Here is a 12,493-nt window from a genome sequence, read left to right as displayed (position 1 = left end):
CTAGCAAAGTTCTACTGACATCGATCGATGACAGGCTTTCCATCGATGGCGGAATTCGACAGGGGCGCCTCGGCGAGAATGGCATTGAGCTCCTGCACCGCGCGGGCAATATCCGGCGCACCGAAAATAGCATGGACCACCGCCAGCATCTCGGCGCCCGCCGCACGAGCCCGACTTGCGGTACCCGCATCGATACCGCCGATCGCCACTCGCGGCAACCCCAGTGGCGCGACTTCGTCGAGTATCGACAGCGGCGCTGGCGCCGCTTCCGGCTTGGTCCGGGAGGCAAAGAAGCGTCCGAATGCCAGATAGCTGGCGCCGGCATCGGCCGCCTTGCTCGCCAGCGTCGGCGAATCGTGGCAAGTCGCACCGATGATGGCGCGGCCGCCCAGCCGCTGTCTGGCAGCCGCCAGCGAGACATCCTCCTGACCGACGTGCAGGCCGATGACGTCTCCCCAGCGCTGCTGCAGTCGCAACGCCAACTCGAGATCGTCGTTGACGATCAACGGCACCGCATGGCGTTCGCAGAGTGCCGCCAGCGCGTCGCCCTGCCGCTGGCGCCGATTCGTGTCGACAGACTTGTCGCGATACTGCAGCAGCACGATACCGGCTTCCAGCGCCGCTTCGCAGCCAGCTAGCAGGGTTCGATCATCCGGCAGCAGATGGCTGTCGGTGATCGCGTAGAGCCCGTTCAGGGCCGATGGATTCGAGCGTGTCGGCATCATCATTCCAGCGTGGCATCGAAGTCGGGTGCGCGCCAGACCCGGTCCGGCAGATACTGGCCCTGGCCCAGCGCCAGACCGTTGTCCAGGGTATCCCAGGTGAACCGCTGAGCCTGGGCGCAGGCCGCTGCCAGACCCTCGCCGGCGGCCAGCCGGGTCGCCAGTGCCGAGGCCAGCGTGCATCCCGACCCGTGATAGTCGGCCGGCAGCCGCGGCCACTGCCACTGACGATTGAGCTCCGGGGTGTGCAGGGTATGCACCACGTTGCCCGCCGTCGCTTCCCCGTCCAGCGGATCGGTGCCGGTGACCAGGACTGCGGCGCAGCCCAGCGACATCACCTCCACCACCCGCGCCACTTCGTCGGCATCGGCGCTGGCGGAGAGCAGCGTCAGCTCGCGCCGGTTGGGCGTCAAGATATCCACAAGGGGTAGCAGCCGGTGACGAATCGGTTCGAGCAAACCGGGTGTGGATAACTCGGAACCGCCACCGCTGCGCAATACGGGATCGACGATCAGCGGCGTGCCGGGGCTCATCCGGGCGACATCGATCACCGCCTCCAGCACCTCGAGATTGGGAATCAGCCCCACCTTGATGGCCGCGATGCGGAAATCGTCGAACAGGGCGCGCGCTGCACGGCGGACGAAATCGCCGCTGCAGGGCTCGACGCTGATCACGTCGCGGGTCGACTGGACGGTCATCGCCGTGGGCACGGTCACCGGCCAGCCGCCGCAACCTCTCACCGCCTCGGCATCCGCGACCAGTCCTGCGCCGCCGCTGGGGTCGTGGCCCGCCAGAATCATCACCACGGGTTTGTCGTCGTAGCGAATCATGATGCCCTCCTCGGGACGTTCGTCACCGCTCGGGATCGTGTGGCGAGGCAACCTGTCGTTTCTCGCATGGGGTTCTCCTCATCGATCGCTTCGGTGTGTCCTGAGTGCCAGCGCCCGGCAGCGCCTAGACGGCCATCCCGCTACGTCAGCGCTTACGTCGATAATAGTTCTCGATCGCCTCGCGAGTGATGATACCGGAAATCTTGCGGATCATCGGCGCCGTGGTGTGTTCGACGTAGAGCGCGTCGAGACCGGATTCGTTGAGCGTGTCGTAGGCTTCGGACAGCGTCGCTTCCAGATGCACCGGCGCCAGATCGAGCCGTTGACCGGGCACTTCTTCGAGATCGATCTGCTCATGCTCCGCGAGCCACGCCTCGTCGTGGAGTACCCGCGCCAGATGGGCGGCCTTCATCGCCAGGGGCGGCTTGTCCCTGTCCTCCTGCATGATCACAAGCCAGGTCGGCTTGGAATCGAGCAGCGCCTTGGCCCGGTCGTGGTCGATGACCCGAGGCGTGCGCACCAGGTTACGCTCCATCACGGCCGGCACGGCGACCCGCGACAGCGCCTGCATTAACGGCTGCTGCAGCGGATGAAGCCCCTGCTGGTTGAGGCTGGATAAAAAGAATCCCTGGCAGCGGCAGAGCTGGCGTGCCGTGAGCACCGCCACCACCACCGCCAGCATGCCGGGCAACATGATCGCCGAATTGCGGGTCAGTTCCAGCAGCGCCAGCAAGGCGGCCAGAGGGGCCTGCAGCGCCGCCGCCATCATCGCCGCCATGCCGAGGACGGCATAGAGATTCGGCGTCGTGACCACGCTCGGCAGCAGGGTACCGCCGACCATTCCCATTACCGCGCCCACGGCAGCGCCGGACACCAGCATCGGCCCGATCACGCCTACCGGCACACCGCCGGCCAGGCAGATGCCCGTCAATGCCAGCTTGATCACCGCCAGCACCAGCAGCACGTCCAGGGCCATTGGCCCGTTGAGCATCTGTTCCAGGCTGTCGTAGCCGATCCCCTGCACCTGCGGATACCACCACGCCACGGCCCCGGTCAGCGAACCGACGATGGCCAGACGCAGAGCAAACGGGATTCGGGCAATCGACGCATGCCCCTGCGCCAGCCGCACGAAGCCACCAGCCAGCACGCCCACGACCAGCGCCGTCAACACGATCCAGGGCAGGTCCAGCAGCGAATTGAGCTGCAATGGCGGCACACTGAACGCGGGTTCGGCCCCGTAGACCGTCCAGGAGACCAGCGCGCCCATGGTGGCAGCGAGGATCACCGGCATGAAACCGGCAATGGTGTATTCCATCATCACCACTTCCATGGCGAAGATGACGCCGGCGATCGGCGTGTTGAACGAGGCGGAAATCCCCGCCGCCGTACCGCACGCCACCAGTACGCGAAGACTGTTGTGGGGCAGACGCAGACGCGAGCCGATCCAGCTCGAGGCCGCGGAACCGAGATGGATCGCCGGGCCTTCGCGGCCGGCCGACAGCCCGCCGATGACCGAGATGACGCCGACCCACCACTGATTGATCCAGTTGCGCAGCGGCATCTTGCCCTGATGGTAGGCGAGACGCTCGATGACGTGCCCGATCCCCATCTTCAGCGCGCGATTGGGCTGCGGCCACAACCAGATGCCGATCAGAGCGACGGCGATCAGCGGCAGGCCCGCGCGAAATGCCGGCGGCAAGGTTTCGAAGGCTTCCGGATTGTCGCCGGGGATGAAGAACAGCGCGCCGAATTCCAGCAACAGACGGAACACGACCATGACGGTGCCGGTCAGGATACCGGCGAGCGTCCCCAGCAAGCAGAGTTGCGGCATGGCATCGACGCTCGCCAGCTGGCGCCGAAAACGTTCGAGATTGAGGCGTGGGACGAACCGCGGCACGCGTGACAAACCCCTCTCCTTGCCCGATCCGGATCGCTCGTCTTTCGTGCGCGATACCTGTCCAGGCCGACAGCCACGCCGTGCGAGCGGTTAACGGGAATGACATCATACACCTATCCACATCGGACAGTGGAGGACGCCGACGGCGCTCGAATGCGGCAGCGCCCATTAGTTGACCCTTTTACTTGGTATTAACGATAATGGACATCAATCGGGCGAATTTCGCCCACGTCATTTTCGATAAGCCGGTCTCGGCCCATGACCGGCACGCACGGGAGCGTGACGATGAGCACAGTGGAGTCTTTCGCTCCAACCCCGATGTTCTTCACCGATGCCGCTGCCAAGCGGGTCAAGGCGCTGATCGCCGAAGAGAACAATCCAGCCCTGAAACTGCGGGTCTACGTGACCGGCGGCGGCTGCTCGGGGTTTCAATACGGCTTCGATCTCGGCGACCAGACCGCCGAGGACGATACCGTGATCGACAACGATGGCGTCAGCCTGGTGGTGGACGCTCTCTCCTATCAATACCTGGTCGGCTCGACGGTGGATTTCGAGGAAGGCCTGGCCGGTGCCCGCTTCATCATCAAGAACCCCAACGCCCAGTCTACCTGCGGGTGTGGCGCCTCGTTCTCGGTCTGAAAGGCCAGCCAGCACAACCGGGGTTTCAAGCCGATGAGTTCGAGCGCCGCTCGAACCGGAAGGCATGATCAAGGCGAAACCGAGAAAACGACTCGGACGCGGGTCCGAGTCCACGAGCCTCATGTCACGATTTTCACGCGTCCGGACGAACGCAGCCATTGTCGAACGACACCTAGGTCGACTTGACGTTGAGTAACAATTTTCCTCAAGGTAGTGGTCGATTGTCCAAATCGAACAATGACTAGAGGAACCTATGAAAAACAACATGACTCCGAGCCAATGGCTCGCCATTCCCGCCTTCGCCCTCGCCCTGGGTGCCTCCAGTCTGGCCTCGGCACAGGACACCACCCTCAAGGCCGTCACCGATCCCAGCTTCGTGCCGTTCGAAATGATGGATCAGGACAGCGGCGAGATGGTTGGCTTCGATATGGATATCCTGCACGAGATCGCTGACCGCGCCGGCTTCAAGGTCGATCTCAATACCATGGACTTCAACGGCATCATTCCCGCCGTGCAGACCGGCAACGTCGATCTGGCGATCGCTGGCATCACCATTACCGATGAACGCCAGGAGATCGTCGATTTCAGCGACCCGTACTACGATTCCGGGCTGCGAATCCTGGTATCCGACGGTAGCGACATCGACTCGCTGGACGATCTGGAAGGCAAGCGCATTGCCACCAAGATCGGCTCCACCAGCTACGACTATCTGCAGGAAAACCTTGGCGACGATGCCGAGATCACGCCCTATCCGGGCAGCTCCGACATGTACATGGCCCTGATGGGCGGCAGCGCCGATGCCGTCTTCTACGATGCGCCCAACGTCGGCTATTTCGCCAAAACCAAGGGGCAAGGCAAGGTCAAGACCGCCGGCCCGCTCTATGAAGGTCAGCAGTACGGCATCGCCTTCGCCAAGGGCAGCCAGTGGGTCGAACCTGCCAATGAGGCACTGAAGGCCATGCACGAAGACGGTACCTACGACAAGATTCACGAAAAGTGGTTCGGCGCAGCACCGGACGCCAAATGATCTATCGAACCTGACCCCGGGGCCGGCGCCACAAGCGCTGGCCCCGTTTTTTGTGGTTACCGTGACTGCAAAAGACATTCTGGAAGGCCTCATCGCAGGGCGGTGAGGTCTTTCATCTCGTTGCCAAACGGAGATACCCCGTGGAGTTCAACTTCCAGTTCGACTGGCAGGCGGCGATCGAATCCCTGCCCTTTCTACTCAAGGGTCTGCCCTACACCCTGCTCATTTCCTTTGCCGGTCTGGCGATCGGCTTCCTCATCGGCATTATTTTCGGATTGATGCGAATCGGCCCCACGCGCTGGCTCCGCTGGCCCGCCGTGGTCTATGTCGAAGTGTTCCGCGGTACGCCGGTGCTGGTCCAGGTGCTGTTCATCTTCTATGGCCTGCCCACCCTGCTTGGAGGCCCCATCAATGCGCTGACGGCGGGTATCGCCGCCATCGCCCTCAACGCCGGTGCCTACATCTCGGAAATCGTGCGCGGCGGCGTTCAATCGATCGAACGGGGGCAGCGTGAAGCCGGGCTGTCGCTGGGGCTGTCGCCACCCCAGACCTTTCGCTACGTGATCTGGCCTCAGGCACTGCGCCGCATGATTCCGGCACTGGGCAATCAGGGCATCGTCAGCATCAAGGACACCTCGCTGTTCTCGGTCATCGGCGTCGGTGAGCTGGTTCGCCAGGGACAGGTCTATATCGCCAATACCTTCACCGCGCTGGAGGTCTACTTCATGATCGCCCTGCTCTACCTGGCGATCACCCTGAGTCTGTCGTTGGCTCTGAGTCTGCTCGAACGCAAGGGGTTGGTGGGATGAACGATAGCGTAACCAGTCAAGACACCGACCGGGCGGCGGATGCGTCGCCGATCGTCCGGCTCGACAAGGTCGACAAGCACTTCGGCAACCTGCACGTGATGCAGGAGATCGATCTCAGCGTGGCCCACGGCGAAGTCGTGGTGATCATCGGCGCCAGCGGCTCGGGAAAATCGACCCTGATCCGCTGCGTCAACGGGCTCGAACCGTTTCAGTCCGGGCGTATCGAAGTCGACGGCAAGACCCTGATGCCCAACGGCGCCAGCGGCAAGTCCCTGCAGGCGGTGCGCACCGAAGTCGGCATGGTGTTCCAGCAGTTCAACCTGTTCCCGCATCTGTCGATCCGCGACAACGTCACGCTGGCACCGCGCAAGGTCCGCGGCGTCACGCGCGACCAGGCCAACGCCATCGCCGACAAGCTGCTCGAACGGGTCGGCATTGCCGATCAGGCCGACAAGTATCCGACCCAGCTCTCCGGCGGGCAGCAGCAACGCGTGGCGCTCGCCCGAGCGCTGGCCATGGAGCCGCGGCTGATGCTGTTCGACGAGCCCACCTCCGCGCTGGATCCGGAGATGATCGGCGAGGTGCTCGACGCCATGCGCGAACTGGCCAACGACGGCATGACCATGATGATCGTCACTCACGAGATGGGCTTCGCTCGCGAGGTCGCCGATCGTGTGGTCTTCGTCCACGGCGGCCAGATCGTCGAGCAGGGCCCGCCGGAGCAGCTCTTCGATCATCCCCGCCACGAACGCACGCAAGCGTTCCTTTCACGGGTACTCAAGCACTAGCCCGAACGCGGGCCGAGCGTTCCGAAAACCGCGGGCACCGGAGGCATTTCCGGTGTCCGCCTTCCTCGAGGTACGCTCTACCCGCCTCCAGCACGCTCAGCCCTTCCTGCACCGCGCTTCTTCATTTCCATCGCCATTCCGCCTGTCCTCTTCGCCGCGTCTTACCGCTTCGTCTCCTGGCTCGAGCGATAAACGCCGAGCCATCGGTTCGCCTCAGGGTCGAAAAATCGGGTCGGCCAAGGCCGATTTCGTCATTCATGGTTATCCCAGGCGCGTTTTTCCGCCTGTGGATAGTTTTTTCGCCTATCTGGCTGTAACCCTGCTTCGTCCGGCGCTGGCGAGGAATCCGCGGTTTGTTGACCATCGCGGTAACAGTTGGCGTATGCGGCGGTGGACAACCCGTGTGCGGCTGGCGATGTGTACAAAGCGATCTTCTGTCCACAGGAACCAACGCCGTTGTCAGCAGCCTCCCCAGTGCTTTTCAAACAATCGAATAACAATGCAAGTGGTTATCATCCATAGAGTAATTCGACTTATCCACTGAAAGCATCCACACCATTAGTTACTACCACAACAGAACTTCTTTATATATTTTTCTTTATTTAGTAATGACTCTGCTGGCTGGTGGGCTGAAGACAATCGGGTGTGGAAAACCCCTGACGGTTACCCACAGGAGGTTTATACTGGGCGGCTTTTCGAGATTCATTCACTGTCGGGTGCCTGTTCGAGCTACTCGTTTTCAGCACCTCGTGAGGTAAACCGTGGAGTATCCCGACCGTTTTCAGGTCATCGTGATCGGCGGTGGCCATGCCGGTACCGAAGCCGCTCTGGCAGCGGCACGTGGCGGTGCCCGCACCCTGCTGCTGACGCATAACATCGAGACGCTGGGTCAGATGTCCTGCAATCCCGCCATCGGCGGGATCGGCAAGAGCCATCTGGTCAAGGAGATCGATGCCCTGGGTGGTGCCATGGCACAGGCAACCGACCTGGCCGGCATCCAGTTTCGCGTGCTCAATTCCCGCAAAGGGCCGGCGGTTCGCGCCACTCGAGCCCAGGCGGATCGCGTGCGCTACAAGGCCGCCATTCGCGGCATCCTGGAGAACCAGCCGAATCTCACGCTGTTCCAGCAGGGTGTCGACGATCTGATTGTGGAAAACGACACCGTCGTCGGTGTCCGGACCCAGACCGGCATCCGCTTCATGGCGGATACCGTGGTGCTGTGTACCGGTACCTTCCTGGGCGGCGTGATTCACATCGGGCTGGATCATCATGCCGGCGGTCGCGCCGGCGATCCGCCGGCCAACGCGTTGGCGGAACGTCTGCGTGCGCTGCCGTTCCGGGTCGATCGGCTGAAAACCGGGACACCACCGCGGATCGATGCCAAGAGCGTCGATTTCTCCAGCCTCGAGCCACAGCCCGGCGACACGCCGTTGCCGGTAATGTCGTATCTGGGCAGCCGCGAGCAGCATCCGCGCCAGGTCGATTGTCATATCGCCCATACCAACGAGCGAACCCACGAGATCATCTTCGCCAATCTCGACCGTTCGCCGATGTATTCCGGCGTGATCGAAGGCGTGGGGCCGCGCTACTGCCCGTCGATCGAGGACAAGGTCCACCGCTTCGCCGACAAGACCAGTCATCAGGTGTTCATCGAACCCGAAGGTCTGGACACTCACGAGCTCTACCCGAACGGGATTTCCACCTCCCTGCCGTTCGACGTTCAGCTACAGGTCGTGCGCTCGATTACCGGACTGGAAAACGCGCATATCACGCGGCCCGGCTACGCCATCGAATACGATTTCTTCGATCCGCGTGATCTCAAGCACTCGCTGGAAACCAAATTTATCCACAACCTGTTCTTCGCCGGTCAGATCAACGGCACGACGGGTTACGAGGAAGCCGGCGCCCAGGGGCTCTTGGCGGGTATCAACGCCGCTCGCCGTGCCCAGGGGGAATCCGCCTGGTGGCCGCGACGCGACGAGGCCTATCTCGGCGTGCTGGTCGACGACCTGATCACCATGGGCACGCAGGAGCCCTATCGCATGTTCACGTCGCGGGCCGAATACCGGCTGCTGCTGCGCGAAGACAACGCCGACCTGCGCCTGACCCCCACCGGGCGCGAGCTGGGCCTGGTCGACGATCACCGCTGGTCGGCGTTCGCCACCAAGCGTGATCGGATCGAGCAGGAGAGCGCCCGGCTGCGTTCGACCTGGGTCCAGCCGAAAACGCCGGCAGCCGAGCGCGTGGCAGAGAAACTCGGACAGCCGTTGGCGCGCGAGTACAGCCTGATGGATCTGCTCAAGCGGCCCGAGCTCACCTACGCCGACGTGGCCTCGCTCAAGGGCGAGGCCGTCAGCGAAGAGCCCGTCGCCGAGCAAGTGCAGATCGAGGCCAAGTACGAGGGTTATATCGCGCGCCAGCAGGACGAGATCGATCGTCTGCGACGTCACGAAGCGACACCGCTGCCGGAATCGCTGGATTACGCCAGGGTCGAAGGGCTCTCCAACGAGATTCGCCAGAAACTCGAGCAGGCGCGGCCGCAGACGCTGGGCCAGGCCGGTCGCATTTCCGGCGTGACCCCGGCCGCCGTCTCGATTCTGCTGATCCATCTCAAGAAGCGTCGCCTGATCGACGACAGCCAGGCATTGAGCGCATGACACCGGTTTGTGAACGCCGGCTGGACGAGGGTCTGGCGGCACTGAATATCGAGATCGACCGCCGTCAGCGTGAGCGATTGCTGTCGCTGCTCGCGCTGTTGCACAAGTGGAATCGCGCCTATAACCTCACCGCAGTACGCTCGCCCGAGGCGATGGTCAGCCGCCATCTGCTGGACAGCGCCAGCGTGGCCTTTGCCGTGAGCGGCCCCACCTTGCTGGACGTGGGCTCCGGCCCCGGGTTCCCGGGGCTGGTACTGGCCATTCTGGATCCTGGGCTTCAAGTCACGCTGCTGGACAGCAACGGCAAGAAAGTGCGCTTCCAGCGTCAGGCGGTGATGGAACTCGGGCTCGATAACGTGCGCAGCGAGCAGGTTCGGGTCGAAGCCTTCGACGCCACGTTCGACCAGATCATCTCGCGCGCTTTCGCCTCGCTGGGCGATTTCATCGGGCTCACCGAGCCCTTGCTGGCCGAAGGCGGAGAATGGCTGGCGATGAAAGGGGGGCTCGAACCCCGAGAGCTCGAATCCGTGCCGGCCCATGTCGCGGTGCACGAGCGTCTCGCCCTGACGGTGCCCGGTGTCGACGACGCCGAACGGCAACTGCTTCGTCTCGGGCGGGTCGATGATGCAGGCCATCGTCGATAAGCGTCTCGTGAGATCGATGGACGCGTCATGAGCCGGGCATGAGGACAGCGGCGTCGATGCCAATGCCGATTTAGCGTTAGCGGATCGCTTGCGATCCACAGGATCAGTTTCGACGAAGGGAGTCGCCAGTGACCAGAATCATCGCATTGACCAATCAGAAGGGCGGTGTCGGCAAGACCACGACCGCGGTCAATCTGGCGGCTTGCCTCGCGGCACTCGATCGTCGCGTATTGCTGATCGATCTCGATCCCCAGGGCCACGCCACCATGGGCAGCGGGGTCGACAAGCACGATCTCGACGGCAGCGTGCTCGATGTGCTGCTCGGCGACAAGAGTGCCGCCGAGGTGATCGTCGACTGCGCCGTTGCCGGTTATGCGCTACTGCCGGGCAATGGCGACCTGACCGCTGCCGAGGTCGATCTGCTCGACCGCGATGGCCGCGAACGGGTGCTGCAAACCGCCGTCGGGAGCGTCGCCGAAGATTACGACGTGGTGATGATCGACTGCCCGCCGTCGCTCAACATGCTGACGGTCAACGCCCTGACCGCCGCCCATGGCGTACTGATTCCGGTGCAGTGCGAATTCTACGCGCTCGAAGGACTCTCGGCGCTGCTCGATACCGTCGAACAGATCCAGGAGAGCGTGAACCCCACGCTCGAGATCTTCGGCATCGTGCGAACCATGTACGATCCTCGCAACAGCCTGACGCGAGACGTCAGCAAGCAGCTCGGCCAGTATTTCGGCGATTCCCTGCTCAAGACCACCATCCCGCGCAACGTTCGCGTGGCGGAAGCGCCCAGTCACGGCGTGCCGGTCACCAAATACGCGCGGCTCTCGCGTGGCAGCCAGGCGCACCGTGTTCTGGCCAAGGAACTGATTCGCCGGCTGGCGCTGTAATGACGATGACTGCTGCGAGGAACACCCCATGACGACGCGCAAACGCCCCTTGGGTCGCGGTCTCGACGCTCTGATCGGGTCCAGTGCCCGTCGCCGCGACAGTTTGTCGCAGGCCGATTCGGATACGCCGTCACCCGCACAGGCGCCGCCGGAATCCCAGTCTGTCGAAGAAAGACTCGAGCGGTTGCCGCTGCGCCAGTTGACCCGAGGCAAGTATCAGCCACGACGCGACATCCAGCCCGAAGCCCTGGAAGAGCTGGCGGATTCGATCCGTGCACAAGGCGTCATGCAGCCGATCGTGGTGCGACAAATTGGCGCAGAGCGCTACGAGATCATCGCCGGCGAACGTCGCTGGCGGGCTTCTCAACTGGCCGAGCTCGATACCATTCCGGCAGTCATTCGCGAAGTCAGCGACGAGGTCGCGCTGGCGTTGGCGCTGATCGAGAACATTCAGCGCGAGAACCTCAACCCGGTCGAGGAGTCGATGGCGCTCAAGCGTCTGCTCGACGAGTTCGAACTGACCCAGCAGCAGGTCGCCGATGCGGTAGGGCGCTCCCGTGCCCAGGTCGCCAACTTGCTGCGTCTGCTGGCGCTGGAACCGCAGGTGTTGACGCTGCTCGAACGTGGCGATCTGGACATGGGACACGCCCGCGCCCTGCTCAGCCTGCCGGCCGCCAAGCAGCGGCACGCCGCGCACGAAGTCGTGGCGCGGGAGCTTACCGTGCGCCAGACCGAAGCCTTGGTGAAACAGATCGCCAGCGGCCAGAAAAAGGCCGATGACAAGCGACCACCGGCGGATGTCGGGCGGCTCGAGAATCGCCTGGCCGACCTGCTGGGTGCACCGGTCAAGATTCATCACAACAGTTCCGGGAAGGGGCGAGTCACCATTCGTTACACCAGCCTCGACGAACTGGATGGCATACTCGGCCACATCCGCTGAAGAGTGATGAATCGTCAACGCTTTCAGAGATTGAAAAAACGTTTAGCGCGTTAACGGAAATTGCGCACTTTTCGTGAACATTTAATCGGAAAGACGCCTCAGATCGGTGCAGGTTCGGTTGAAGCGGCATTGCCGCTTCTCTATAATCCGCCGAGATTTGCCAGGCTGATGCCGACGCAGACATCGAACATAGAAACAAGACCATTCCAGGATTCAAGGCGAGACCGACGCCATGCAACCAGCGGCACCGGCCAAGCTTCCAAGACCGCGAATCGCGGCATTGATCCTGTTACAGTGCGGTGTGGTGATGGGGCTGGGTCTCGTCGCCTGGGGTATTTGGGATCGCGGAACAGCGCTTTCCGCTTTGACCGGCGGCTTCGTTGCTGCCATCCCCAACGCCTTTTTTGCCTGGCGTGCCTTTCGCTATCAGGGCGCAGCGCAGGCAAGATACATCGTCAAGAGTTTCTACCACGCCGAGGCCGGCAAGTTCGGTTTGACGGCGGTATTGTTCACGCTGGTATTCGTGACAGTGCCCCCCTCAAACCCTGCTTTCTTCTTTGGCGCTTATGTGGTGACGCTGCTGGCGCACTGGTTGGGGCCCTGGCTCCTGCGCCGACCGTCACACATTCAATCTCGAGGCTGAA

At 62.8% G+C, this 12,493-nt stretch carries 12 protein-coding genes; 9 read left to right on the top strand and 3 right to left on the bottom strand.

Features of this window, described 5'->3' with window-relative positions:
• Positions 1 to 11 precede the first annotated feature (11 nt).
• The 3 genes from thiE to R5R73_RS19160 form a co-directional block, all read right to left on the bottom strand.
• Positions 12 to 722: a thiamine phosphate synthase gene (gene thiE, locus R5R73_RS19170; protein WP_110636438.1), complete on the bottom strand. Its 711-nt coding sequence runs from the start codon at positions 720 to 722 to the stop codon at positions 12 to 14.
• Between the two features lie 2 nt (positions 723 to 724).
• Positions 725 to 1,552 carry a bifunctional hydroxymethylpyrimidine kinase/phosphomethylpyrimidine kinase gene (gene thiD, locus R5R73_RS19165; protein ID WP_110636435.1) on the bottom strand — a complete coding sequence of 276 codons (828 nt, stop codon included), beginning with the start codon at positions 1,550 to 1,552 and terminating at the stop codon, positions 725 to 727.
• A 145-nt stretch (positions 1,553 to 1,697) separates the two neighbouring features.
• Positions 1,698 to 3,449: a chloride channel protein gene (locus R5R73_RS19160; RefSeq protein ID WP_244179953.1), complete on the bottom strand. Its 1,752-nt coding sequence runs from the start codon at positions 3,447 to 3,449 to the stop codon at positions 1,698 to 1,700.
• A gap of 285 nt (positions 3,450 to 3,734) precedes the next feature.
• Between R5R73_RS19160 and erpA the strand changes: the two genes are divergently transcribed.
• The 9 genes from erpA (at position 3,735) to R5R73_RS19115 (ending at position 12,492) form a co-directional block, all read left to right on the top strand.
• Entirely contained in the window at positions 3,735 to 4,088 is a 354-nt protein-coding gene (gene erpA / locus R5R73_RS19155) for an iron-sulfur cluster insertion protein ErpA (RefSeq protein WP_087720425.1), read from the top strand.
• A 265-nt stretch (positions 4,089 to 4,353) separates the two neighbouring features.
• Positions 4,354 to 5,115, top strand: coding sequence for a transporter substrate-binding domain-containing protein (locus R5R73_RS19150; RefSeq protein WP_244179952.1), 762 nt, complete (start codon positions 4,354 to 4,356; stop codon positions 5,113 to 5,115).
• 140 nt (positions 5,116 to 5,255) lie between these two features.
• Positions 5,256 to 5,924, top strand: a complete 669-nt coding sequence (locus R5R73_RS19145; protein WP_110636429.1) for an amino acid ABC transporter permease — start codon at positions 5,256 to 5,258, stop codon at positions 5,922 to 5,924.
• Positions 5,921 to 6,712, top strand: coding sequence for an amino acid ABC transporter ATP-binding protein (locus R5R73_RS19140; protein ID WP_322528407.1), 792 nt, complete (start codon positions 5,921 to 5,923; stop codon positions 6,710 to 6,712). The genes R5R73_RS19145 and R5R73_RS19140 overlap by 4 nt, the downstream gene beginning before the upstream one ends.
• Before the next feature lie 761 nt (positions 6,713 to 7,473).
• Positions 7,474 to 9,369 (top strand): tRNA uridine-5-carboxymethylaminomethyl(34) synthesis enzyme MnmG, encoded by a 1,896-nt coding sequence (gene mnmG / locus R5R73_RS19135; protein WP_322528406.1) that lies wholly within the window; start codon positions 7,474 to 7,476, stop codon positions 9,367 to 9,369.
• On the top strand, positions 9,366 to 10,013 hold the full coding sequence (gene rsmG / locus R5R73_RS19130; RefSeq protein WP_322528405.1) for a 16S rRNA (guanine(527)-N(7))-methyltransferase RsmG: 648 nt from the start codon (positions 9,366 to 9,368) through the stop codon (positions 10,011 to 10,013). Before mnmG ends, rsmG begins: the two co-directional genes overlap by 4 nt.
• Positions 10,014 to 10,141: 128 nt before the next feature.
• Positions 10,142 to 10,909, top strand: a complete 768-nt coding sequence (locus R5R73_RS19125) for a ParA family protein (protein WP_071232470.1) — start codon at positions 10,142 to 10,144, stop codon at positions 10,907 to 10,909.
• 28 nt (positions 10,910 to 10,937) lie between these two features.
• Positions 10,938 to 11,849 (top strand): ParB/RepB/Spo0J family partition protein, encoded by a 912-nt coding sequence (locus R5R73_RS19120; protein ID WP_322528404.1) that lies wholly within the window; start codon positions 10,938 to 10,940, stop codon positions 11,847 to 11,849.
• Between the two features lie 232 nt (positions 11,850 to 12,081).
• Positions 12,082 to 12,492, top strand: a complete 411-nt coding sequence (locus R5R73_RS19115) for a F0F1 ATP synthase subunit I (RefSeq protein ID WP_071232472.1) — start codon at positions 12,082 to 12,084, stop codon at positions 12,490 to 12,492.
• Position 12,493: the final 1 nt, after the last annotated feature.

The sequence above is a fragment of the Salinicola sp. LHM genome (assembly GCF_034479735.1).
GTDB lineage: Bacteria > Pseudomonadota > Gammaproteobacteria > Pseudomonadales > Halomonadaceae > Salinicola > Salinicola salarius.
The sequence above is the reverse complement of the archived record's forward strand: the minus strand, read 5'-3'. Positions and strand labels throughout refer to the sequence as shown.